Source organism: Mycobacterium sp. NGS26 (assembly GCF_059813025.1).
This window is the reverse complement of record NZ_JCALDU010000005.1, coordinates 104,587-127,418: the sequence shown is the minus strand read 5'-3', so window position 1 is coordinate 127,418 and position 22,832 is coordinate 104,587. Positions and strand designations below refer to the sequence as shown.

Genomic DNA, 22,832 nt, shown 5'->3' with positions numbered 1-22,832 from the left:
GTATTCGTGCAATGTCGATGTGACACCCGGCTCAGGCCTGAAACAGCGTGGCGCCGAACATGATCGACATCGCGGCGGCCATCGTCGCTTGAGCCGGCGCAGTGAGTGAACGCCACCGACCATCCGCCGTCGGCCGTTCCGCCCGGAAACGGGACGTCCAGAAGACGGCGGCGGCCACGAACCCGACGAACCAGAACCCGTTGACCGCCGCGACCCAGCCCGGTGACCCCGCGCCCGTCGGCACGACCGGCTCAGCCATGTCCATCTCCACGTGCGGGTGCGCCGACGAGTGGCTCGGCAACAGCAGCCCATGGACGAACGCATACATCCAGGCCATCGCCAGCATCATCAGGGCGTGATAGCCATACACCGTCCGTAGTGGGGCCGTTTCGGCCGACACCAGGGCCGACGCCACGAACCACAGCGCCGCCAGCGCGAAGAACACCGAGGGTCCCGTCGCCGGCAGCTGTGCGCCCCACGGCCAGACCATCACCGCCATCGCGACCGCCATGGCGAGATGCAACCCGCATCGGACCACCTCGTCGACCGATCGATGCCGGACGACGACCACGAACCCCCATGCTGCGGCGCTCAGCGCGGACAGGCCGGTGACGATCCAGCGAAGCACCAGGTCGTCGATCATGGGTCGTCGATCATGGGTGGTCCCGAGCCCGCTCTCCCTTATCTTTCAGCCAATCCCGCTGGCGACGAATGAACTCCGCGCCGACGGTCTTCCCGTGACCGGGGACGTAGATCGCATCGGGTCCGCCGAGCGCGAGCAGCCGGTCGAGGGTTGCCGGCCACGCCGCCACATCGGAATCGGCGTCGATCGCGGGATCGGCGGACTCCTCCACGAGGTCACCGGTGAACACTACGGCCCCGCCGCAGACACCTGCGGGCGCGATCACCACCAAGTCCGCCGTCGTGTGGCCGCGGCCCGGGTGGGCGATCGTCACGCGGCAGTCCCCGAGGTCGATGACGGCGTCGTGGACCCCGTGGCCTGGAGTTCGCAACGCCGCGATCGCGCGCTCGATTTCGGCCGCGTCGGCACCGTGGCGCAGGGCGTCGGCGCGAATCTCGTCGGTGGCCGACGACAGGTGTTCGACAACCTCTGGCGCGCAGAAGATCTCGGCCCCGGCGAACATCGAGGAACCCAAGACGTGATCGAAGTGCTTGTGGGTCAACACAATATGCGTGACCGGGCCTCCGGCGAGCCGCCGAACGTCGGCGTCGATGGCGGCGGCTTCGGTGAGCGTGCTGCCGGTGTCGACCAGCAGCGCCCCCGAACGGCCACACACCAGCCCGACCGTGACATCGCAGAACGGGAGCCGGCAGCGGTAGGCGTTGTCGGCCGGCTGTTCCCAGGCGAAATGCACGGACGCTCAGCCCGGCTGCAGCACGTCCGCGCCGTACCACCGGCAGGCAAGCAGCGCGAGTTCGACATCGACCCGGTCGTCCATCGGTCGCCCGCGCCTGGCGACCGCCCGCTCGACGGCGGGCGTCACGACCCCGGAACGCAGGAATCCCCGCAGCGTGTGCCGCAGGCGAGCGTCGTCGTCGGTGTCGGACGCCAACGGGCCCAGGGTGTCGGCCACCCACCCGCGGATCTCCTCGACACCCGCGGCCAGCAACGCCGCCGCGAGGATGCCGGGATCGGTCGCGGCGACCAGCACCCTCTCGCGGCCGCTGCGGGCAAGCCCGGCCGTCCGCGCGCGTAGCGCCTGGCGATGCGATCGCCGGAATCCGTTGACGCCGCGGCCTATAGCGCCGATCGCGATGTTGGGCGCGTCCGGTTGCGAGCCGACATAGTCGCGGATCTTGGTGACGACGTCGCCCGGCGGTGCGCGGTACGGCAACCACGCCCACGCGCCGGCTTCGGCAGCGGTCAACAGTGCGCTCGCCGAAGCCTCGACAGTCTTCGCCAGGTCGCCGACGAACCGCTGCAGGCGGGCGTCCTGATCGCCGGCCGACTGGCCGTCGGGATACCACACCACGAGCGCCAGGTGCTGCCAGCCCAGTGGATAGCCGATCGCCGTGGAGGCCGCGTCGACGTCGACCGAAGTGTCATCGTCCAGCAGGTCCCGGACGTGCATCTCACGGGCCGCGCTTCGGGTCTCCCGCACCAGCTTGCGCTCGCCCTGGTAGGCCGCAAGGGCCTGCAGCTCCACCGCGTCGACGTACCGCAGCAACGCCGTGGTGATCGCCTCGATGGCCGCGACCCTGGCCGTTCGCTCCAGCCCGAACGCCTGCAGCTCGGCGACCACCAGTTCCGTCATCCGGCGTTGTCCCAGCCGGTGAGCCCGCAGCAACTCGTTGATCGGAACGTTGTGCCGGGCGAGGCGTATTGCGTAGTCGATCGACGCGGCCGGCGCGGTGATCTGCTCCGCGGGTGTGTCGTGCAGCAGCGCACCCATGACCGTCCGGATGTGATCCTGGACCGCGCCGTGCAGCAACCGGACCATGGGGTCGTCGGAGGGAAGCTCGGCGATGTTGTCTTCGAGCGCGGCGCATATGGCGGCGGCGATGTCGGGGGCCCGCTCGCTGAGTCGGGTGGCGACTGCGGCGATTTGGCTATCCACGTCCAGCCTTGCCGTCGGGGTGCGCTTGGGTCACCCCATGACGGTAATGCCGGCGCGCCCGCCGAGTAGCGATACCGCCGGTTCGGCCCGGACGTCATCTGTAGGTTTCGGCAGGCGTGGCCGCGGCTATCTGCTTGGCATGGCTGTCTCCGACTCCCGCGAAGTCGTCATCGAGGCGACACCCGACGAGATCATGGACGTCTTGTTCGACCTCGAATCGTTGCCCGAGTGGTCCTCGACCCATCAAAAGGTCGAGGTCCTCGAGCGCGACGACCAGGGCCGGCCGACCAAATCGCGTCAGGTCGTCAAGGTGGTGGGGGTCAGCGACGAGCAGGTGCTGGCCTACACGGTTCACGACGACGGGGTGAGCTGGACGCTGGTCAGCGCGAAACAGCAACGCGCGCAGGAGGGCCGCTACACGTTGACGCCTGAGGGCGACTCCACCCGGCTCCGCTTCGACCTGACGGTCGACCCGACCGTGCCGCTTCCCGGGTTCTTGATCAAGAGGGGGGCGAAGGGCTTGATGGAAACCGCCACCGAGGGCCTGCGGAAGCGAGTGCTCGAGGTCAAGAAGCGCGGCGCGTAACCGGTGGCTATCTTCTCGGGCCGCGGTTAGCGACACTGTCTGGTATGGAATCGACGGCTCGCACCCTGCGCCGAATCGCATTGGCCATCCCGGGCCTGGCACTTCTGGTGATGCTGGTCGGCTGCGGCGGGCACGGTGACACTCCGACGACGACGCCGCAGGCGCCGCACCCGACGACGGTGGGCCGGTCCGTGCCCCAGGCGCTGCCCGCCGGCGCGCTGACGATCACGAGTCCCGCGTTCGCCGACGGCGCGCCGATCCCGGTGCAATACACCTGCAAGGGCGCCGACACGGCGCCGCCGTTGGCGTGGTCGGCGCCGTCGGGGGGCGCCCTGGTCGTCGACGATCCCGACGCGCCGCACGGACCCTACGTGCACTGGATCGTGACCGGCATCCCCTCCGGCTCGGGCAGCACCGCCGATGGTCAAACCCCCGCCGGCGCAAGCGCTGTGCCCAACTCGGGCGGTCAGCCCGCCTACATGGGACCGTGCCCGCCGGCGGGCACCGGGACACACCACTACCGGTTCACCCTCTACCAGCTTCCGGCCACGTTCCAGCTCGCGCCGGGGCTGGCCGGCGTGCAGGCGGCACAGGCGATAGCGCAGGCCGCGACCGCACGGACCGTGCTCACCGGGACGTTCAGGGCCTGACCATGCCGACGCCGCCGGCGTTAGATGTAACCAGGGCAATACAATTCGGCCAGCTGGTGAACGCGACCTACGCGACGCCGCCCGGCGACCTGACGAATGCCGCCGGTCAATCGCTGAGTGCCGGCGGGATCGACTACGTCGTGGTCACGACGATCTATGCCAACGATTTGGCAACCGACATGGACCCCGGCGCAGCAGACGTCGAGGTCTCCATCGGGCTGATCTGTCAGGTGAGCAAGGCGGGCGACGTGGTGATCGCGATTCGGGGCACCGAGGGAATCTTGGAGTGGATCCACGACGCCGCGTTCGACCTGGTGCCTTGCCCGTTCCTGGCCGGCGCCGGCCACACCGAAGACGGCTTCACCGCCATGTACGAATCCCTGCGGACCGGGACGCAGCCGGATTCGCCGACCGTGGTCGCCGCGCTCGCGAAACTCGCGTTCCCCCACCCGATCAGCTCAGTCACGATCTGCGGGCACAGCCTGGGCGGGGCCCTCGCCACGCTGCTTGCCCTCGACGTCGCGGCGAACACGGCTTTCAGCCAGCCGGCCGTCTACTCCTACGGCAGTCCGCGCACCGGGGATTCGCTGTTCGCCGAAACCTTCGACCAGGTGGTGACCAACTCGTATCGGATCGCCAATCGCCTGGACATCGTGACCGGCCTGCCCCCGCCGATCGACTACGAGCACGTGCTCAATCCCGTTGAGCTGATTCCGATCCGGCTGACGCCGCTGCCGCCGAAGGTCTTGGTCAAGTCCAACGTGGCGTGCGAGCATTCACTCGCGACGTACCTGTATCTGTTGTCCCTGCAATCCGGCGGCCCTGTCCTGCCCCTCGAGCCCGCCTGCAAGCCCTGATTCAAGACGCGTCGTCGAGCACCTGATAGCCGGCGTTGTAGCCCGGTGTGAAGGTAATGCCCGGGCCGCCATGGCATCCCGCGCCGCCGAGGTAGAGGCCGTCGATCGGGATCGGGAAGTCGAGGAACCCCCTGGGCCCGGGGCGATTGGGTCCCATCAGGTCGGGGTGCAGCAGGCCGTGGCAGAAGTCGCCGGCGGGCGCGCCGAACATGGTGTTCATGTGGTACGGCGCAAACGTGATGTGGCGGATGACGATGTCCTTGAAGTTCGGGGCCAGCCGGCTGATCTTGTCGATAACGCGTTGTGCCATCTCGTTTTTGAGGTGCCCGTGCCGCTCTCGGTCGACTTCGACGGGAAATGCGTAGGCGAACGCGCTGGCGGCGTGCTTGCCGGGCGGCGCCATGCCGGGATCGTGCACCGACGGGATCTGCATTCCCATCGACGGATTGTCGGGCACAATGCCCCGCCGGCAGTTCTCCCAGTGCAGCTGTTGCTCTTCCGGGGCGCCGAAGATGCCGACAGACTGCTGCATGCCCGCCTCGTTCAAGAAATCGTAGGGCGGGGCGAATTGGGGCAGCCCGTCCAGCGCGAAGTGGATCTGCACGAAGGAGGCGCGGTGATCGCGGCCGGACAGGCGCGAAACGAGCTCCGCCGGAACGTGTTCGGGCCCGACGAGCTCGGTGAGGGTGACATCCGGCGACAGGTTCGACACGACGATCGGAGCCGACAGCGTCGACCCGTCACGCAGCCGCACACCCGTCACCGCGCCGCGGTCGACGAAAATCTGTTCCACCTTGGTGCGGAACCGGATCTCGCCGCCGTGGGCGATGAAGAGCTCGCGCAGGTGCTCGGTGAGCGCGCCGATCCCGCCCTTGAGCTTGGTCATCATCGCGGCGCCCTCGTCGGGCACGGCCAGTGCGAACGCCAGGCAGGTGGCGCTGCCCGGCGTGTACGGGCCGCGGTAGGTCGAATTGACGGCCAGGAACGCGAGCATCCCGCGCATGACCGCGTGCCTCTCCCTGTCGGGCAGGTATCGGTCGATGACGTCCATCGCCGAGCCGAACAGCATCTCGTGGATCGCCCGGCGTTCGGCCTCGTTGGCCGCGCAGGCATACATCTCGTCGAGCGTCTTGGGGAGTGTGCGAACGTCGAAGCGGCCCAAGGCCTTTGCGGGACCCTGGCTCCAGCCGATCAGCTCGGCCATGCCGGTGACGGCCTCGAGCCCGTGCTTCTCGCTCAGGTGCGTCATCAGCTTCATCGGGTCGCGGTAGAAGATCATCGGCTCCTCGCCGTGGTCGCCGATGTTGGTCGACATCACCTCGGGCTCCACGGTGGGCAGGGTGTCCAGCCCGAGGTCCTTGCTGATTTGGCTGGCCGTCGGGAATTGCACCGAGCCCGCGATCTCATAGCGGAACCCATCGATCAACTCGACCGTCGCCGCCATGCCCCCGGCGTAGGTGTTGGCCTCCAGGCACACCGTCCGCAGGCCCGCCCGCTGCAGGATCGCCGCGGCCGTCAGCCCGTTGTGGCCCGCGCCCACCACGATCGCGTCATAGTCCGTCATCGCTTCCTCCCTGGGTCGTGACAAGAATATGTCAGTACTGACATAATTGGAAGATGTCAGTTCTGATTCGCGCGGGCTGGGCTACCATCGGTCCACCATGACCGCGCCGACCAACCGTCACGAGCTGCGCCGCCGGTCGACGCATGAGGCGCTTCGTCAGGCCGCCCTTAAGTGCTTCGCGCGCAAGGGATTTGCGAACGTCACGGTGACGGAGCTGGCGCGGGAGGCCGGCGTCACCGAGCGCACCTTCTTCCGGCATTTCCCGACCAAGGAAGCGGTGCTGTTCCAGGACTACGAGACACAGCTGGAATGGCTGGCCGAGGCCCTGGCCCAGCGCCCGCGATCCGAGTCGCTGTTCGACGCCGTCCTGGCGAGCGTGGCCGCCTTTCCGCACGACCTCGAGGTGGTGCGCCAGGCCGCGACCGCCCGCACGGAGCTGATCGGCGCGGAGCGCATCGAGGGCCACCTGCGGGTGGTGCAGTCGTCGTTCGCCCGCGTGCTGACCGAGTTCGTCAGGAACCGGAACCCGGGGGTGGCCGACATCGATCTCTACGCCGAGGTCGCGGGCTCGGTGTTGGCCGCGGCGCTTGTTGTGGCGGTTGAGAATTGGGGCCGCAACGGCTGTGTGGGCGATCTGGGTGAGCTGGTGGCCGCGAGCCTCGGCCTGGTCAGGTCCGGCCTGGCTCAGTACAGCGGCGACCAGGCCGACGTCCGCAGCAGCCGGCTCTCCCACTGATCCCGATACCTCAGGGCCTGGTGCATGTAGCTGCCGGGCGCCCGATGCTCGGGCGGCGTCTCGGTGGTCAGCAGGTGCACCAGCGCCGCGTAGTTGTTGGCGTCTTCGACCTTCTGCCACAGCATCGCCTCCCGGCGCCGATAGCAGCCGTGTGCGATCTGGAAGCACGCCTGGATGTCCAGGATCCGCATGCCGCGCGGGGCTTTGGAAAGCACCCGGTAGTAGATCTCGTCCCAGGAGCGGATGTAGTCGTCCAGGGGCGCATAGGGCCAGCCGGTGTCCTCCATGAACAGGCTCAACGGGTGGGTCGCGCCGTCGGTGGGCACGGTCGCCAGGTCCACCGTCTGCAGCGGCGACCAGGCGACCGGCAGCAGCAGCTTGCCCGTCACCTCGTGGCGCAGGTTGTCCAGCTCGCGCATCCAGGGCCGAAGGTCCCCGGCCTGGGCGCGCCGCGCAAGGCGCTCCCACGCGGCGCCGTCGGTGATGCCCGTGATCGTGATCACGTTGTAGGACAAGCCGGTTCCGTGTGCGTGGTTGGTGTACCAGAGCAGCCGGGCGTCGTCTTCTTCGGCCAGTGTCGGCATCCAGCCCTCGCGGTAGGCGGCCTCGAATTCCTGCTCTCGTGCGCCGACCACTTTGTGGGTTTCGTGCATGAACAACATCTGGGCCCCCTGGTTTCAGCCATCCGCGATGAGCGCGGCGAGCTGGCGGCGGTTGACCTTGCCGGTCGAGTTGTAGGGAATGTGGTCGACGATCGCCAGTCGCTCGGGCAGCTTGAAGTAGGCGATCCGCTCGCGGCAGTGCGATCGCAGTTCCTCGAGTGTCACTGCGGCACAAGCGACTACCGCGGCACCCACCCGCTGGCCGAGCTCGTCGTCGCTGATCCCGGCGACCGCGACGTCGCTGACCGCGGGATGGGATCGCAACGCCTCTTCGACTTCGACCGGCCCGAATTTCTCTCCCCCGCGGTTGATGGTGTCGCTGAGCCGCCCGCTTGGGAAGATGTAGCCGTCGGCGTCCAGGCGGGCGAGATCGCCGGTGCGCAACCAGCCTTCGGTGACGTTCTGGGTGGTGTTCACCCACAACTCGCCGACCGCTCCCGCCTCGACGTCGCTGCCCGTGTCCGGGTCCACCACTCGCACTTCGACCCCGGGCAGCGGGCGGCCGACCGATCCCGCGCGGGCCGGGTCGCGGTGGTCGTCGGGCAGCAGGGTCGTGTACGCGCCCAGGGTCTCGGTCTGGCCGAACACGTTGGCAAACGCCACATGGGGCAGCGCGGCCATTGCCCTGCGCACCAAGCTGATTGGCGCCGCGGCGGCCCCGTAGGCGATGGCGACCAGGGACGTCAGATCGGTGGTCGCGAAGTCCGGATGGTCGAGGATCCGCTGCAGCATGGCCGGCACCATGAACGTGGCGGCGACCCGGTGTCGCGACACCAGGCGAAGCCACTCGCCGGCGTCGAAGCGCCGTTGCACCACGGAGGTGTTGCCCGAATACAGGCTGCCGAGCGTGCCGAGCGCGCCGCCGACGTGAAAGAAGGGGACGCACATCATCCCCACCGCCGGTTCGGCGTCCGCGCGGAACGGTGCGGCGATCCCCGTGATGCGCCGGGTGAGCTGCCCGCTGGTGATGCCGACGGCCTTGGGCAGTCCCGTCGTCCCGCTGGTGAACAGGACCAACGCTTCCCGGTCGTCGAGGTCGTCGACGGCGACGGTGTGATCGGCCGACGGCGGCCGCCCGACGAGGTCGGCGTCCGTCAACACCGTGGGCGCGCCCGCCTCGCGGACCCGGCCGGCGTACTGCTCCCCCGCGACCGCCACATCGGCGCAGCCGGCGTTGTTCAGCAGCCCCCGCAGCTCCGGCGGCGTCAGCGCCGGGTTCATCAGCGCGGCCGCCGCGCCGAGGCGCGGCGCCGCCAGCAACGTCGCGATGGACAGCAGGCTTCCGCCGTCGACGACGGCCACCCGCTGCCCCGCCACTACGCCGCGGGCGGCCAGACCCGCCGCGCACCGCCGCACCGCCGCCGCCAGCACGCCGTAGCCGATGGTGCGGCCGTCGATGATGAGCGCTGCCCGGGCGGGATCGCCTTCGGCGGCGGCGTCGAGGATCGTGCCGATGTTCATGCCCGGCTCAATACAGGGGTGACCACTCGGAGGTGCGCAACAGCCGACTGGTCCACTGGTCGCGCAGGTCCAGCGCGTCGTACATCCAGGTGCCCGGGGCGCGGTACTCGGCGGGGATGTGGCTGCGGAGCAGGTCGAGGAGCGCGTCGGGCCGGCTGATGCGCTGCATCAGGATCACCTCGCGGCGCACGTGGCTGCCGAGGGCGGGCTGAAATGCGGCATGCATCTTCAGCATCGAGTCGGGCTGCTCGAGGCTTCGGGCGTACACCTCACCGCAGCGGACGATGTATTCCTCGAACTTGTCCTCGTAGGGCCACATGGTGTCTTCCATGTAGAGGCTCATCTCGTGTTCGCGGCCGTCGGCGGGCACCGCGTCGAAGTCGACCTCCCGCAGCGGCGACCACGGGACCGGCACCAGCAGCTTGGCGTCGACCTCGTGGCGGAGCTCGTCGAGGTTGCGCATCCACCCCTGCAGGTCGCCCTTCTGGACCCGCAGGGTCAGCCGCTCCCACGCCGCGCCGTCGCGGACGGCGGTCACCGTGACGACGGTGTAGGCGGGTCCGCTGCCGTGCGCCTGGTTGGCGTACCACAGCAACCGGGCATCGTCGCCGGCGGCGAGTATGCGCATCCAGCCGTCGCGGAATGCCGCCTCGAAGTCGTCCTCGGCGCGGCCGCGCACCTTGTGCAATTCGTGCATGAAAAGCATGCACAGACCTCCCGTTCGCGGCTGGCCCCCGGATTCGACATCTGCATAATTGCACGACGCGAGCGACCTGGACAGTTCAGCTGAGAATCTGGTTTGCTCAACTCGGTACCGTCCTTACCGGGCAGGAGTTTGCGCATGGCCCGACTCAACGTGCCGGATGGCCCCGGCGGCGAGGCCGCGATGATCTGGACGCTGCGGCCGCAGCTCGGTGACATGGTCGAGCGGATGATCCGCGGGGCATACCAGCAGAGCATCCTGCCGGCTGCCGAGCGCGAGCTGGCCCGGATGCGAATCGCGCAGATCAACGATTGCGTCGCCTGCTCGGATTTCCGCGCGCAGTCGGTGCTGGACGCCGGTGTCGCCCCGGAGCTCTACGACAACGTCGCCGCCTACGCCACATACCCCGGCTACACCCCGCGCCAGCGGCTCGCCATCGAATACGCCGAGCGCTTCGCCAACGAGCACGCGTCGATGGACGACGCCTTCTTCGGGCGGCTGCGGGAAGCGTTCTCCGACGAGGAGATCCTCGATCTCACGCTGTGCGTCGCGGTGTTTCTCGGGCTGGGACGTTCGTTGACGGTGCTCGGCGTGGATCAGTCGTGCGCGATCGACCTCTGAGTGCCTCTGAGTGAGCGACGGGAAGGAACCATGGACATCGCCACCGTCGACGAGTTGCTGAGCACCACGCGTTCGGTGCGCAAGCGACTCGACCTGACCCGCCCGGTCGGTCGCGAGGTGATCCTCGAGTGCATCCGGCTGGCGATGCAGGCGCCCACCGGCAGCAACGCGCAGGACTGGCGCTGGCTGGTGGTCACCGACGCCGCCAAACGCGCCGCCATCGCCGACATCTACCGCAGCGTCGGCGCGGAATACCTGGCGCACGCCGCGAATAACACGGCCGACCCGCAGACCCGGCGCGTGTACGCCAGCGCGATGAGCCTGACCGAGACGCTGGCGCGGGTGCCGGTGCACGTAATCCCCTGCCTGGACCGCCGCTTCGACGGCGCGCCCCTGCTGATCGCCGCGACGGCCTGGGCGTCGATCATCCCGGCGGGCTGGAGCTTCCTGCTCGCCCTGCGCTCGCGGGGCCTGGGCTCGGTGTGGACGACGATGCACCTGGCCAAGGAGCAGGAGGTGGCCGAGGTGCTCGGGATTCCGCCGACGGTGACGCAGGCCGCGCTGTTCCCGGTGGCGTACACGATCGGCACCGACTTCCGGCCGGCCGCGCGCCCGCCCGCGGAGAGCGTCACCTATTGGGACAGCTGGGGAGCAGGCTGATGCAGTCCTACACCGTGCGATTCCATGTCGACGCGCCGCCGCGGAAGGTCTGGCGGGTGCTGCACCCGCCCGCGCCGCCCGACGCGCCACGCCCGCGGGTCCTCACCTGGCCGACCGGCAGCATGGAGATACTGAACGAAGGCAACGAAGCCGGTGAGGGCCTGGTCCGCACCTGCGTTTTCCCGGTGCCCAAATACCTGTTGTCCGGCGGCAAGGGGCGGTCGTGGGAGACCGTGACCGAGGCCGAGATCAACAAGCTGTCGCGATACGTCGCGGTCGGTGCGCCGCTGTGGTCGCGCGCCGAGGGCTATCACCAACTCGAGGAGCAGCCCGACGGCACCACCGTGCTGACCTTCCACGAGACCTATCACGCCTACAACCCGGTGCTGCGCTTCTTCCTCGAACGCCCCGTGCACGCGAGGATCTCCCGCGACAACCTCGACACCTACGAGCACGCGCTCGGCCACGCCGGCAAGGTGCGCCGGCTGACGTAACCCCGGTAGGCTGCTGTGTCATGGGGTTCAACGCGTCAGCATCGGTAGTGGCACGGTGCGCCGCCGCGGCGCTGGTCATCGGGGGTTGGGCGGCGTCCGCGGGCGTCGCCTCCGGCGATCCCGAGCCGACGCCGCCGCCCGCGCCGTCCTCGGAAGCGCCGGCCGGACCGGCACCGGCGGCGTCGCCCGGACCGTCGCCCGCACCGGGTCCGAAGACGAGCATCGACCACGACGGCACGTTCGCGGTGGGGACCGACATCGCGCCGGGCACCTACAGCACGGCGGGACCCCTGCCGAACGGTACCTGCTACTGGAAGCGGATGGGCAACCCCGACGGGAACCTCATCGACAACTCGATGAGCAAAAAGCCGCAGGTAGTCCGCATCGAGCCGACGGACAAGGCGTTCAAGACCGACGGCTGCCAGCCCTGGCAGCAGACCGACGCCGCCCCGCCGCCCGACGCCTCCGGGCCGGCGGCGGGAGCCCAACTGCAGGGCACCCTCGGCATCCTCAACGGGCTGCTCGGCGGGAACGGCCAGCAAGCGCCTCATCCCTGATTCGTTCAATCGACTGACGGCCGCCCGGCCGCGGTCCCATGGCCGATCACTCTTGGCTACCGTGGCGCCGTGGCCAGTTCGCAGCAGATCGTCGTGATCGGTGCCGGTGTCAGCGGGCTGACTTCGGCGATATGCCTTGCCGAAGCGGGATTCCCGGTGCGGGTGTGGGCGGCGGAGCCGCCGCGGCGGACGACCTCGATCGTGGCCGGCGCGGTGTGGGCCCCGCCGCGCCCGGCCGAACGGGCCAGCAAGTCCCTGGCCTGGACCCAGCACTCCCTCGGGGTCTTCCGGGAATTGGCTGGCGACCCCGGCACCGGGGTGCGCATGGCGCCGGCGATCGCCGTCGGCGAATTGACCCGGGCCGAGGCGATGTCGTCGGCCGCCGAGCTGATCCCCGACCTGCGCCCGGCCGATCCGGCCGAGCTTCCCGACGGCTTCGGCACCGGGTTTCGCGCCACCCTGCCGATGATCGACATGCCGCAATACCTCGACTACCTGACCGGCCGGCTCGCCGCGGCCGGCAGCCAAATCGAGACGCGCGGGGTGCGGTCGCTGGCCGAGGCCGCCGACGCCGCACCGATCGTCGTCAACTGCGCCGGTCTCGGCGCCGCGGCGCTGACGGGCGACGACACGATGCGCCCGCTGTTCGGCCAGCATGTCGTGCTCGCGAATCCTGGTCTGCGGCAACTGTTTCTGGAAATCAACGCCGACCCGGAATGGACCTGCTACTTCCCCCACCCGCAACGCGTGGTGTGCGGCGGCGTCAGCATTGCCGGCCGATGGGACACCACCCCCGACCCCGAGATCAGCGAACGGATCCTGCAGCGCTGCCGCCGGATCGAGCCGCGGCTCGCCGACGCCGACGTCATCGAGACCATCACCGGCCTGCGCCCCGACCGCCCGTCGGTGCGGCTGGAGGCCGAGCCGCTGGGCGCGGCCCGGTGCATCCACAACTACGGCCACGGCAGCAACGGCGTGACCCTGTCGTGGGGCTGTGCGCGCGACGTGGTCCGCCTGGTCGAGGGGGTCGCGCGGTGAGCATCGACTACGCGCTGGACGACCACATCGCCACCATCACGATCAACCGTCCCGAGACGCGCAACTCGCTGGACATGGAGCATTTCCGCGACTTGGCCCGGGCGTGGTCGGCGTTTCGCGATGACGCGGGCGCGTGGGTCGCGGTGGTCACCGGCGTCGGCCGGGACTTCTGCACCGGCGCCGACCTGAAGAAATTCATCCCGGAGCTCACCGGCGACCTGCCCAGGCCGGAGGGCTGGAACAAGGACGACGCCATCCACGCCGTCCTGCACCGGTTCCCGCTTTTCAAGCCGATCATCGCGGCCGTGAACGGCACCTGCGTGGCGGGCGGTTTCGAGATGCTGACCTCCACCGACATCCGCGTGGCCGTACCGGAGGCCCGCTTCGCGGTGATCGAGCCGAAGCGGGGTCTCTTCGCCGGCGGTGGAACCACCGTCCGGCTGCCCCGCCAGATGCCCTACCCGTTGGCGATGGAGCTGCTGCTGACCGCCGACATGGTGGACGCGGGGCAGGCCCTGGCCATGGGGCTGATCAACCGCGTCGTCCCCGCGGAGCGGCTGATGGACACCGCCTACGACTACGCCGGGCGGATCGCGGCCAACGCGCCGCTCGCGGTGTCCGCGACGAAGCAGTCGGCCGTCGAAGGCTTGGCGCTCGACCTCGCGTCGGCCTACGACAACGAAACCCGGCACAGCGACCGCGTTTTCGAGACCGAGGACGCCAAGGAGGGGCCGCGCGCGTTCGCCGAGAAGCGACCGCCGCGGTGGCAGGGCCGGTAACCGTCAGGCGCTCGTGCGGCGCCCGACGTCCTGAATCGCCAGCGACAGCACCCAGCTCACGATCGACAGCACGATGGCGGCCCAGATCGCCGTCCACCAGAAGTGGTCGAAGCGCAGTCCCCAGTGAGTGGTGTGTTCCGTGATCCACGCGGTGATCCACAACATCGACGCGTTGATGACGACGTGAATCAGTCCGAGGGTCAGGACATAGAGCGGGATCGCCAAAATCTGGACGACGGGCTTGATGAACGCGTTGACCAGACCGAAGATCAAGGCGACGACGAAGATGATGCCGGCACGCTGCAGCCGCGTGTCGCCGCCCACGAAGCTCATGCCGTGCACGAAGAGGGTGACGATCCACAGTGCAAGTCCGGTCAGCGCGGCGCGCAGCAGTAAATGGCCCATGCGGGAGATCCTGCCACTAATTGAGGTTGACTAAGAGTTGACCCGTAGTGGCGCGGGTGCTTTGAGGTTCTATAGTCCGGTGATGATTTGGAGGCTATGGTTGATGGCCTCGGCGCGGCGGCGGCATTGCCGCAGCATTTGCCGGTCTTCAATCACGCGATGACGTGTTCGACGCGGGCTCTGATCCGGCAGTGTGCGCGGTTGTGGTTATCGCGGATGGATCAGTACCAGGAGCACCCGCACGGGCAGCGGCAGGACCCAGGGCCGCCCGGGTGCGGGCTGTAGTCGGCGGTGCGCCAGGGCACAGACGGTGCGGGTCTGGCGGATGGTTAACCCCGTGAGCGGCAGTAGGTTTCGCCATCGGTGTGGCAGAAGATCGATGTCGGTGGTCTGTGGTTGCATGCGCCGCATGGCATCGGTGGGCACTGACACCGTGACCGCTACCAGCGGTGATGTCGTCGTGCCGCGGCGCCGGGGTAAGTCGAAGGCCCCGAACTTCAAATATGACGGCCCGGTGTCGGTGATCCGACTCGAGCTCGACGTCAGCGACCCCGTTGTGCTGCGGCGGCTGTATCGGCAGTGGGAGGCGGTATTTCGGCTGCGCCGGGCACTGCAGCGTGACGCCGCCGATCGCTGCCGTGCGTACTGGGCGGCCCATGATGAGCGCAGGCGTGATCCGAAGGCGCTGGCCGAGCGGCTGGGGTTGACTCGCAAGGGAATCGAGGCAGCAGGAAAAGCCCATATTGAGGCCAGCGGATGGATGCGTGATCATCTGACCAAAGCCATCGGCCTGCACGTGGCCGATGAAGTGTGGGAAACAGTTGACCGCCACCTGTTCGCCGACGCGTCGGGACGTCGGCACGGTCCACCCAGGGTCGGGTCGTGGTGGGAGTTCACCCGCATCCCCGGGCGGGCCCGCTCGCACACCAAAGCCACACCCACCTGGGAGACCTACCGCCTGGTCGGCACCTTGGACGGGCACCTCGAGGCCTATCGACATCTGCAGTTGCCCGCCGAGATCGTCACCGCCGCGGCCGCCGCCCAGCCGGCGGGCACCTCGATCCTGGCCCAACCCGCGCGGCTGCCGGCTTTGGCGCGGCCGGCGAGCGGGTCGTGGTGGGACGACACCGGCGCGTTGGTGGTGGTGTTCACCGGCCTGCCCGCCGGGGATCTCGTACTTCCGCTGCGGCTACCTCAGGGTGGCGGGCAGTGGGCGCACCTAAACCATTTCCTCGCCGATCCAGCAGCGTGGCACAAGATCGACCTGGTGCGTGTGCGTGATCGCAAGGCGCCCGGCGGCTGGCGTTACTACGCGCATCTATTGGTCCATCGGGCCGGGTATCAGTCGCCGGCCACCCGGGTTCGTCGCGGCGAGATTCCCGCCGCTCGGCGCGCCGGGGTGGATGCCAATGTGTCCAACCTGTCGGTGGCGTCGTTCCCCGGCGATGAGCCCGGGCAGCTGGTGGCCGAGCGGATCGGCTGCACCGCGCAGCAGCACGCCGCCGCGGATCGGGCAGCCAAGAAAGCCCGTGCCCGGCACAAGGCGTTGGATCGCTCCCGGCGCAACACCAACGCTGACCAGTACGGTCTCTCGGTGCGCCAGCACAAGCGCGCACAACGCCGCACCGACAAAGGGCTGGCGGCCAAACAAGTGCTCAACCCTCGCGGGCCGCGGCATGCCCGCGCAGATGGGGTGCCGCTGCGCGCCTACCGCCACGACACGCTCTCGAGCGCCTATAAGCGCACCCGCTGTGATCACGCCGCCCAGGCGCGGGTCGCCAGTCAGGCCAAACAGGCCCGCGCCGACGCGGTAGCCGCCCGTCTCGTGGCCGCCCACGGCAACACGATCACCGTCGAAGACAACAACATCTCCGCGTGGGCGCGGTTGTGGGGCAAAAGGATTGCCCTGTTCAGCCCCGGCATGCTGGTCACCGCACTAAAGCGCGAATGCCGAGCCACCGGCGGCACACTCTATCGGGCGGGTACCCGATCCACTGCGCTGTCGCAGCACTGCCTGTGCGGGGCACGGGTTGCCAAGACCCTGGCCCAGCGCACCCATGATTGCCCGCACTGCGGACTGCGCGGTGACCGTGACGTTGTCTCGGCCGCATTGGCGGCCTGCGTGACGCTGGCCGACCACGACGATCCGCGCACTGCGCGGGTCGACTACCGACTTGCCCACGCCCTGCGGGCGGGGCTGGCCTCCCAGCAAGAGTGGGAGGGTTCAGTCAACCGGCACCAGCCACCGCCATCACCCGATGCTGGATCGGCCAGGACCGGCAGCCACCACCCGGTGGCCTCTGCTGGACAAGCAGCACTCGGCCCACCCCCGAACAGACCAGGCCCAAAGCCTGGACGTCGCGGGACTAGCCGAAAACAACCAGGCCCCAAGCTGATTGGCGCTGCATGACCCCTATTACGGGTCAACTCTTAGTTGAGGTTGTAGAAGCGCTGCGCGTTGCGGCCGCCGATCTTTTCGCGCGCCTCCTCGCAGATGTCCGCGCGGGTCCGCAGATGCTTGGTGCTCTCCGGCCATTCGCCGTCCCAGTGCGGGTAGTCGCTGGCGAACATGATGAAGTCGTCGCCGAGCACGTCGATGACGCCGGGCAGGATCGGCTCCTCGGGCTCACAGGTCACGAAGATGTTGCCCGCCTTGAGGTATTCGTGCGGATCGCGGCGCCAGCCGCGCTCGACCCAGTCCCCCCGCTTCTCGTAATGCTCGTGCAGGCGGTCGATGAAGAACGGGACCCAGCCCGCTCCGGCCTCGAGAAACGCGACCCGCAACTTCGGGTGCCGCTCGAACACGCCGCCGGAGACCATCGCGGTCATCGCCGTCATCTGGTCGAACGGGAAGCTGATGCAGTGCACCTGAATGTAATTGGTGAAGCGGTCCACGCCGATCTTGGGCAGGTGAATGCCGGGCGCGCCGTGAATGCCCAGCGGCATCTCGAGATCCACGGCGGCGGCGTAGAACGGATCCAGGTCGGGGTGGTCGAGGTTGCGGGTCTTGAGCGCGGGCGGGACCAGCGTCGCCACCAGGCCCAGCTCCTTGGCTTCGGTCATGACGTCGATGGCCGCCTGGCCGTGCTCGATCGGGGTCACCGCGACGCCGCGCAACCGGCCGCCCGACGAGGCGCAGTAGTCCGCGATCCACTGGTTGTACAGCCGCGAGAAGCCGGCGGCGAAATCGGGATCCTCCAGGCTGGGCGCGCACAGCCCCATGCTCGGATACAGCACCATCGTGTCGATGTGATCGCGGTCGGCGTCGCCCAGCACGCCCTCCGGTGAGCGGCAGTTGATGTCGGGCGCCTTGCTGATGCCGTGCTCGGGCGGGCAACCGGCCCCGGGTCCGGTGTCCTCGGGGTAGTTGCGGCCCTCCAGGGTCAACCGCAGCCGCCCGTCGGTGCTGGCCTTGACGTGGTCGGGCCAGCGCTTGATCGCTTCGATCGCCAGCGAGGAGTTCTCGGCTACGTGCCCATCGGCGTCGATGATTCGCATGTATCCGGAACTTACCCTCGCGAACTGCCGCCCGGTACTGCACGATGCTCAAGTGACGACGCAACGCCTGACGGCCGATCAGCGAAATTCGTTCGTCGCGGCGTTGCTGGGCTGGACGATGGACGCCTTCGACTACTTCATCGTGGTGCTCGTCTATGCCGACATCGCTAAGACGTTCCATCACAGCAAGGCCGAGGTCGCGTTCGTCACCACGGCCACCCTGATCATGCGGCCCGTCGGCGCGCTGCTGTTCGGGCTGTGGGCCGACCGCGTCGGGCGGCGGCTGCCCCTGATGGTCGACGTGATGTTCTACTCCCTGGTGGGGTTCCTGTGCGCGTTCGCGCCCAACTTCACGGTCCTGGTGATCCTGCGGCTGCTGTACGGGATCGGCATGGGCGGCGAATGGGGGCTGGGCGCGGCGCTCGCCATGGAGAAGGTTCCCGTCGAGCGGCGCGGGTTCTTCTCCGGGCTGCTGCAGGAGGGTTACGCGTTCGGCTATCTGCTGGCGAGTGTCGCGTCGCTGGTGGTGATGGATTGGCTGGGGCTGTCGTGGCGCTGGCTGTTCGCGCTGAGCATCGTCCCGGCGCTGATCAGCCTGATCATCCGGTACCGGGTGGAGGAGTCCGAGGTGTGGGAGGCCGCGCAGGATCGGATGCGGCTGACCAGCACCAGGATCCGCGACGTGCTGCGCGACGCCGCGATCGTCCGCCGATTCGTGTACCTGGTGCTGCTGATGACCGCGTTCAACTGGATGAGCCACGGCACCCAGGACGTCTACCCGACCTTCCTGGGAGCGACGGCCAACCAGGGTGCCGGCCTGCCCAGCGCGACGGTGAAGTGGATCGTCGTGGTCTACAACGTCGGCGCCATCATCGGCGGGCTGGTCTTCGGCACGCTGTCGCAACGGTTCAGCCGCCGCTACACGGTCGTGTTCTGCGCGGTGCTGGCGCTGCCGATCGTGCCGTTGTTCGCCTACTCGCGCACCGCGGCGATGTTGTGCCTCGGCTCGTTTCTGATGCAGCTCTGCGTGCAGGGCGCGTGGGGCGTGATCCCGGCTCACCTGACCGAGCTGTCACCCGACGCCATCCGCGGCCTCTACCCCGGCGTGACCTACCAGCTGGGAAACCTGCTGGCCGCGTTCAACCTGCCCATTCAGGAACGCCTGGCCGAGTCGCACGGCTATCCCTTCGCGCTGGCGGCGACGATCGTGCCGGTGCTGATCGCCGTGACCTTCCTGACGCTGATCGGCAAGGATGCCACCGGCATTCGCTTCGGCACCGCCGAAAGCGCTTTCCTGCCAACCGAAATGGCGTGATCGCGGCTTTCAGTCGCTGAGCAGGCGCCGCAGCAGGTGCATGGCCACCGTCGTGGAGCGCTCCCGGATGTCCGAGCGGTTGCCCGGCAGTCGCAGCGTTCGGGTGTCGGTGCGGCCGTCGGCCAGCATCACGCTGAAACAGACTGTGCCGACGGGCTTTTCCGGTGTACCCCCGTCGGGGCCGGCGATTCCGGTGATCGCGACGGCGGTGTCGGCGCCGAAACGGCGCAGCGCACCGGCGGCCATCGCCTCGGCCACCGGCTCGGACACCGCGCCGTGCGCCTCGATCAGCGCAGGGTCGACGCCGAGCAGCTCCACCTTCGCCTCGTTCGAATAGGCCACCACACCGCCGGCCACGTAGTCCGACGATCCGGGCCGGTCGGTCAGGCGCGCCGCCACCAACCCGGCCGTGCAGGATTCCGCCGTCGCAATCCGGCGACCGGCCAGCAACCGGGCGACCAGATCGTCCACCCTCGAGCCGTCTTCGGAGAAAAGCTGGTGCCCGTGCCGGTCGCGCAGCAGCTGCGTCAGCTTCGCGTAGGTGGCGGCGGCGTCCGGTTCGTAGCGGGTGACCATCTCGATCTCGCCGCGCCGCAGGCAGGTGGTGATCTCGAGCGCGTCGAAGCCGGGGATGGATTGCTCTGCGCCGCGCAGGGTTTCGGCAAGCCCGGACTCGGGCAGCCCGAACATCCTGATGGTTTCCTGCCGGTACACCGTTCGTCCGGCGATGGCCTCCCGCGCCGCGGGTGTCTCGATTGCCTTCTGCCACATCGGCTGCAGCTCGCGCGGCGGCCCGGGAAGCACGATCACCGCCGGCTTGCCCGGCACGACGACGCCCGGGGCGGTGCCCACCGGGTCGAGCACCTGCGCACCGGCCGGGATCATCGCCTGCTTGCGGTTGGCGGCCCTGATCGACTCGAAGGTGCCGGGGTCGTAGGCCGTGTTGCGCTGCATCAGGCGCCGAAGGATGTCGGCGATCTTGTTCTCGACTTCGTCGTCGAGCACCAGCTCGCGGCCACAGAAGCGCGCCACCACCTCCACGGTCATGTCGTCGGCCGTCGGTCCCAGGCCGCCGCTGGTGACGATCAGGTCCACGCCCTGCTCGGCCATGAAGCGCAGCTGCGCCTCGATGTCGGCCGGGCGGTCGCCGCAGATCGTGATGTGCGCCAGCTCGACGCCCAGCTCCAGCAGGCGGTCGGCGATCCAGGGCCCGTTGGCGTCCTGGACGCGCCCGGTGAGGACCTCGGTTCCGGTGACGACGATGCCCGCGCGTGCGCTCACCGGCATGAGCCTACTGGCGTGCCTGCGGGACAATGGACCGATGATCGAGTTAGAGGTATTGCAGGCGGACGTGACCAAGCTGGAACTCGACGCGATCACCAATGCCGCCAACACGGAGCTGCGGCACGGCGGCGGCGTCGCCGGGGCGATCGCCCGCGCCGGTGGGCCCGAGGTGCAACGCGAATCGCGCGAGAAGGCGCCGATCGGCCTCGGGGACGCGGTCGAGACCACCGCGGGCGACATGCCGGCCCGCTACGTGATCCACGCGGCGACGATGGAGCTGGGCGGTCCGACCTCGGCCGACATCATCGCGCGGGCCACCAGTTCGACGCTGCGCAAGGCCGACGAGCTGGGCTGCCGGTCGCTGGCGCTGGTGGCGTTCGGCACGGGTGTGGGCGGCTTCCCGCTCGAGGACGCCGCGCGGCTGATGGTCGACGCCGTGCGGCAACACCGGCCGAGCTCGCTGGAGCGCGTCGTGTTCGCGGTCCACGGCGAGCCGGCGGAGCGGGCGTTCCGGGAAGCCGTGCAAAGCTAGCGTCCCGATCTTCGGCTCGCCGAACGTGGGGGCTGTGGACGAGAACCGGTCGGTTTGTGTGCATATCCCCCACGCTCGACGCGGTTTCGACTCGCGAAAGCTAGCGCGCTACGGGTTGTGCGGCCGCGACAGGTGACGCTCGACGGTCGCGACCTTCTGCGTCATCGCGTCGGTGGCGCCCTTTCGCCAGTCCGCCTTGATCACCGTGCTGACCCGCGGGGCGCGGGCGGCGACGGCCTCCACCGCGCGCTGCACGACGAGCATCACTTCTTCCCAGGTCTCGCCCTCGATCACGGTGAACATCGAGCCCGTCTCGTTGGGCAGGCCGGACTCGCGGACCACCCGCACCGCCTCGGCGACGATCTCGCCGACGCCCTCGCCCACCCCGAGCGGGGTGACCGAAAACGCGACGAGCACCGACACCCGACGAGCGTACCCAACATTTCCGCGGCCGCGCCCGGCCTGGCAGCATCGAGGCCCATGCGGGTTCTGGTGCAAAGGGTCTCATCGGCGGCCGTGTCGGTGGACGGCCGCGTCGTGGGGGCCATTCGGCCGGACGGCCAGGGGCTGCTCGCGTTCGTCGGCGTCACCCACAGCGACGACGCGGACACCGCGCGGCGGCTCGCCGAAAAGCTATGGAACTTACGGATTCTCGCCGACGAACGGTCCGCGGCCGACGTCGGCGCGCCGATCCTGGTGATCAGCCAATTCACCCTCTATGCCGACACCGCCAAGGGGCGCCGCCCGTCGTGGAACGCGGCCGCCCCCGGGCCGGTCGCCGAGCCGCTCGTCACGGCGCTCGCCGAGGCGTTGCGAGCGTTGGGAGCCGACGTGGAGATGGGCGTCTTCGGCGCGAACATGCAGGTCGAATTGGTCAACGACGGCCCGGTGACGGTGATGCTCGAGCTGTGATCGGCGTCGGTGCGAGTAGGTTGGGCTGACATGACGACGCCTGAATTCGGGTCGCTCCGTTCCGACGACGACCAATGGGACATCGTCAGCGGCGTCGGCTACACCGCGCTGCTGGTGGCGGGCTGGCGCGCGCTGCACGCCGTGAGCCCGCAGCCGTTGGTCCGCGACGATTACGCGAAGCTTTTCATCGCGGCCTCGCGCGATCCGTATCTCGCCGGCGTGCTCGCCAACCCGGGCATCACCGAGGACGAGACCGCCTTTCCCCGCCTCTACGGCGTGCAGACCCGGTTCTTCGACGACTTCTTCACCGCCGCCGGCGATGCCGGCATACGCCAGGCGGTGATCGTCGCCGCCGGTCTGGACTCACGGGCCTATCGCCTGGAGTGGCCCGAGGGCACAACGGTTTTCGAGGTCGATCTGCCGAAGGTGCTGGAATTCAAGGCGCGCGTGCTCGACGGGCACGGCGCCGTGGCCAAGGCCCGCCGAACCGAGGTCGGGGCCGATCTGCGCACCGACTGGCCCGCGCCGCTGAAGGCGGCCGGGTTCGACCCGCAACGACCCAGCGCCTGGTCGGTGGAGGGAGTGCTGCCCTACCTGACCGACGAAGCGCAGCACGCCCTCTTCACCCGGATCACCGCGCTGTGCGCACCGGGCAGCCGAATCGCCATCGGCGCGTTGGGATCACGGTTGGACCGCGCCCAGCTGCAGGCTCTCGAGTCGACCCACCCCGGGGTCAACATGTCCGGTGACGTGGACTTCTCCGCGCTCACCTACGAGACCAGGACGGACCCCGCGGAATGGCTGGCCGCGCACGGTTGGGCCGTCGCACCGGTGCGCAACAACCTCGAGTTGCAGGCCGGTTACGGCATGACCCCGCCCGCCGTGGACGCCAAGATCGACGGCTTCATGCGCTCGCAGTACATCACGGCGAGCCGGTGA

General features: G+C 69.0%; 26 protein-coding genes. 15 read left to right on the top strand and 11 right to left on the bottom strand.

The genetic code is table 11. The features are described from left to right. Positions 1 to 31: 31 nt before the first annotated feature. The 3 genes from AC5Y6X_RS17625 to AC5Y6X_RS17615 are packed head-to-tail and all read right to left on the bottom strand — an operon-like array spanning position 32 to position 2,579. Positions 32 to 643 carry a DUF5134 domain-containing protein gene (locus AC5Y6X_RS17625; protein WP_499987931.1) on the bottom strand — a complete coding sequence of 204 codons (612 nt, stop codon included), beginning with the start codon at positions 641 to 643 and terminating at the stop codon, positions 32 to 34. A gap of 10 nt (positions 644 to 653) precedes the next feature. Continuing rightward, positions 654 to 1,376 carry an MBL fold metallo-hydrolase gene (locus tag AC5Y6X_RS17620; RefSeq protein WP_499987929.1) on the bottom strand — a complete coding sequence of 241 codons (723 nt, stop codon included), beginning with the start codon at positions 1,374 to 1,376 and terminating at the stop codon, positions 654 to 656. 6 nt (positions 1,377 to 1,382) lie between these two features. Next, positions 1,383 to 2,579, bottom strand: a complete 1,197-nt coding sequence (locus AC5Y6X_RS17615) for an RsbRD N-terminal domain-containing protein (RefSeq protein ID WP_499987927.1) — start codon at positions 2,577 to 2,579, stop codon at positions 1,383 to 1,385. A 139-nt stretch (positions 2,580 to 2,718) separates the two neighbouring features. Here AC5Y6X_RS17615 and AC5Y6X_RS17610 point away from each other — a divergent pair, with 139 nt between their 5' ends. Genes AC5Y6X_RS17610 through AC5Y6X_RS17600 form a run of 3 tightly spaced genes read left to right on the top strand, consistent with a single transcriptional unit; the run spans position 2,719 to position 4,672 of the window. Beyond that, positions 2,719 to 3,165, top strand: a complete 447-nt coding sequence (locus AC5Y6X_RS17610; protein WP_499987925.1) for an SRPBCC family protein — start codon at positions 2,719 to 2,721, stop codon at positions 3,163 to 3,165. A 44-nt stretch (positions 3,166 to 3,209) separates the two neighbouring features. Further along, positions 3,210 to 3,815, top strand: coding sequence for a YbhB/YbcL family Raf kinase inhibitor-like protein (locus tag AC5Y6X_RS17605; RefSeq protein ID WP_499987922.1), 606 nt, complete (start codon positions 3,210 to 3,212; stop codon positions 3,813 to 3,815). A gap of 56 nt (positions 3,816 to 3,871) precedes the next feature. Further along, on the top strand, positions 3,872 to 4,672 hold the full coding sequence (locus tag AC5Y6X_RS17600; protein ID WP_499987921.1) for a lipase family protein: 801 nt from the start codon (positions 3,872 to 3,874) through the stop codon (positions 4,670 to 4,672). Between the two features lies 1 nt (position 4,673). On the opposite strand, the gene AC5Y6X_RS17595 is transcribed toward AC5Y6X_RS17600, so the two are convergent. Continuing rightward, positions 4,674 to 6,236, bottom strand: a complete 1,563-nt coding sequence (locus AC5Y6X_RS17595) for a phytoene desaturase family protein (RefSeq protein WP_499987920.1) — start codon at positions 6,234 to 6,236, stop codon at positions 4,674 to 4,676. A gap of 97 nt (positions 6,237 to 6,333) precedes the next feature. On the opposite strand from AC5Y6X_RS17595, the gene AC5Y6X_RS17590 reads away from it, so the two are divergent. Then, the gene (locus AC5Y6X_RS17590) at positions 6,334 to 6,972 is read left to right on the top strand and encodes a TetR/AcrR family transcriptional regulator (RefSeq protein WP_499987919.1); all 639 of its coding nucleotides are present in this window, start codon (positions 6,334 to 6,336) and stop codon (positions 6,970 to 6,972) included. Here AC5Y6X_RS17590 and AC5Y6X_RS17585 read toward each other — a convergent pair. The 3 genes from AC5Y6X_RS17585 to AC5Y6X_RS17575 are packed head-to-tail and all read right to left on the bottom strand — an operon-like array spanning position 6,921 to position 9,801. Beyond that, positions 6,921 to 7,634, bottom strand: a complete 714-nt coding sequence (locus AC5Y6X_RS17585) for a hypothetical protein (RefSeq protein ID WP_499987917.1) — start codon at positions 7,632 to 7,634, stop codon at positions 6,921 to 6,923. The genes AC5Y6X_RS17590 and AC5Y6X_RS17585 overlap by 52 nt on opposite strands. Positions 7,635 to 7,649: 15 nt before the next feature. Next, complete coding sequence (locus tag AC5Y6X_RS17580) at positions 7,650 to 9,095, bottom strand: class I adenylate-forming enzyme family protein (RefSeq protein WP_499987916.1); 1,446 nt, start codon at positions 9,093 to 9,095, stop codon at positions 7,650 to 7,652. Between the two features lie 7 nt (positions 9,096 to 9,102). Further along, positions 9,103 to 9,801, bottom strand: coding sequence for a hypothetical protein (locus AC5Y6X_RS17575; protein ID WP_499987915.1), 699 nt, complete (start codon positions 9,799 to 9,801; stop codon positions 9,103 to 9,105). 135 nt (positions 9,802 to 9,936) lie between these two features. On the opposite strand from AC5Y6X_RS17575, the gene AC5Y6X_RS17570 reads away from it, so the two are divergent. The 6 genes from AC5Y6X_RS17570 (at position 9,937) to AC5Y6X_RS17545 (ending at position 13,947) form a co-directional block, all read left to right on the top strand. Further along, the gene (locus AC5Y6X_RS17570) at positions 9,937 to 10,419 is read left to right on the top strand and encodes a carboxymuconolactone decarboxylase family protein (RefSeq protein WP_499987914.1); all 483 of its coding nucleotides are present in this window, start codon (positions 9,937 to 9,939) and stop codon (positions 10,417 to 10,419) included. A 30-nt stretch (positions 10,420 to 10,449) separates the two neighbouring features. After that, positions 10,450 to 11,079, top strand: a complete 630-nt coding sequence (locus AC5Y6X_RS17565; RefSeq protein ID WP_499987912.1) for a nitroreductase family protein — start codon at positions 10,450 to 10,452, stop codon at positions 11,077 to 11,079. Then, entirely contained in the window at positions 11,079 to 11,573 is a 495-nt protein-coding gene (locus AC5Y6X_RS17560; protein WP_499987910.1) for an SRPBCC family protein, read from the top strand. The genes AC5Y6X_RS17565 and AC5Y6X_RS17560 overlap by 1 nt, the downstream gene beginning before the upstream one ends. Positions 11,574 to 11,593: 20 nt before the next feature. After that, positions 11,594 to 12,130, top strand: coding sequence for an Rv1352/Rv1906c domain-containing protein (locus AC5Y6X_RS17555; protein WP_499987908.1), 537 nt, complete (start codon positions 11,594 to 11,596; stop codon positions 12,128 to 12,130). 69 nt (positions 12,131 to 12,199) lie between these two features. Beyond that, positions 12,200 to 13,168 carry an FAD-dependent oxidoreductase gene (locus AC5Y6X_RS17550; protein ID WP_499987904.1) on the top strand — a complete coding sequence of 323 codons (969 nt, stop codon included), beginning with the start codon at positions 12,200 to 12,202 and terminating at the stop codon, positions 13,166 to 13,168. Further along, complete coding sequence (locus AC5Y6X_RS17545; protein WP_499987902.1) at positions 13,165 to 13,947, top strand: enoyl-CoA hydratase/isomerase family protein; 783 nt, start codon at positions 13,165 to 13,167, stop codon at positions 13,945 to 13,947. Before AC5Y6X_RS17550 ends, AC5Y6X_RS17545 begins: the two co-directional genes overlap by 4 nt. A 3-nt stretch (positions 13,948 to 13,950) precedes the next feature. Here AC5Y6X_RS17545 and AC5Y6X_RS17540 read toward each other — a convergent pair whose 3' ends face one another. Beyond that, positions 13,951 to 14,352, bottom strand: a complete 402-nt coding sequence (locus AC5Y6X_RS17540) for a phage holin family protein (RefSeq protein WP_499987900.1) — start codon at positions 14,350 to 14,352, stop codon at positions 13,951 to 13,953. A 409-nt stretch (positions 14,353 to 14,761) separates the two neighbouring features. On the opposite strand from AC5Y6X_RS17540, the gene AC5Y6X_RS17535 reads away from it, so the two are divergent. Further along, positions 14,762 to 16,762 (top strand): zinc ribbon domain-containing protein, encoded by a 2,001-nt coding sequence (locus tag AC5Y6X_RS17535; protein WP_499987899.1) that lies wholly within the window; start codon positions 14,762 to 14,764, stop codon positions 16,760 to 16,762. 20 nt (positions 16,763 to 16,782) lie between these two features. Here AC5Y6X_RS17535 and AC5Y6X_RS17530 read toward each other — a convergent pair whose 3' ends face one another. Continuing rightward, positions 16,783 to 17,850: an amidohydrolase family protein gene (locus AC5Y6X_RS17530; protein ID WP_499987898.1), complete on the bottom strand. Its 1,068-nt coding sequence runs from the start codon at positions 17,848 to 17,850 to the stop codon at positions 16,783 to 16,785. A 52-nt stretch (positions 17,851 to 17,902) separates the two neighbouring features. Here AC5Y6X_RS17530 and AC5Y6X_RS17525 point away from each other — a divergent pair, with 52 nt between their 5' ends. Further along, positions 17,903 to 19,165 carry a sialate:H+ symport family MFS transporter gene (locus tag AC5Y6X_RS17525; protein ID WP_499987896.1) on the top strand — a complete coding sequence of 421 codons (1,263 nt, stop codon included), beginning with the start codon at positions 17,903 to 17,905 and terminating at the stop codon, positions 19,163 to 19,165. A gap of 9 nt (positions 19,166 to 19,174) precedes the next feature. On the opposite strand, the gene AC5Y6X_RS17520 is transcribed toward AC5Y6X_RS17525, so the two are convergent. Next, the gene (locus AC5Y6X_RS17520) at positions 19,175 to 20,446 is read right to left on the bottom strand and encodes a competence/damage-inducible protein A (protein WP_499987894.1); all 1,272 of its coding nucleotides are present in this window, start codon (positions 20,444 to 20,446) and stop codon (positions 19,175 to 19,177) included. Between the two features lie 40 nt (positions 20,447 to 20,486). Here AC5Y6X_RS17520 and AC5Y6X_RS17515 point away from each other — a divergent pair, with 40 nt between their 5' ends. Then, complete coding sequence (locus AC5Y6X_RS17515) at positions 20,487 to 20,981, top strand: macro domain-containing protein (RefSeq protein ID WP_499987893.1); 495 nt, start codon at positions 20,487 to 20,489, stop codon at positions 20,979 to 20,981. 108 nt (positions 20,982 to 21,089) lie between these two features. Here the strand turns inward: AC5Y6X_RS17515 and AC5Y6X_RS17510 are convergent, their stop codons facing one another. Continuing rightward, entirely contained in the window at positions 21,090 to 21,404 is a 315-nt protein-coding gene (locus AC5Y6X_RS17510) for an MTH1187 family thiamine-binding protein (protein WP_324676875.1), read from the bottom strand. 57 nt (positions 21,405 to 21,461) lie between these two features. Between AC5Y6X_RS17510 and dtd the strand changes: the two genes are divergently transcribed. Continuing rightward, a complete protein-coding gene (gene dtd, locus AC5Y6X_RS17505) occupies positions 21,462 to 21,893 on the top strand; it encodes a D-aminoacyl-tRNA deacylase (protein WP_499987891.1) in 432 nt (143 codons plus the stop codon). A gap of 30 nt (positions 21,894 to 21,923) precedes the next feature. Further along, complete coding sequence (locus AC5Y6X_RS17500; protein ID WP_499987890.1) at positions 21,924 to 22,832, top strand: class I SAM-dependent methyltransferase; 909 nt, start codon at positions 21,924 to 21,926, stop codon at positions 22,830 to 22,832.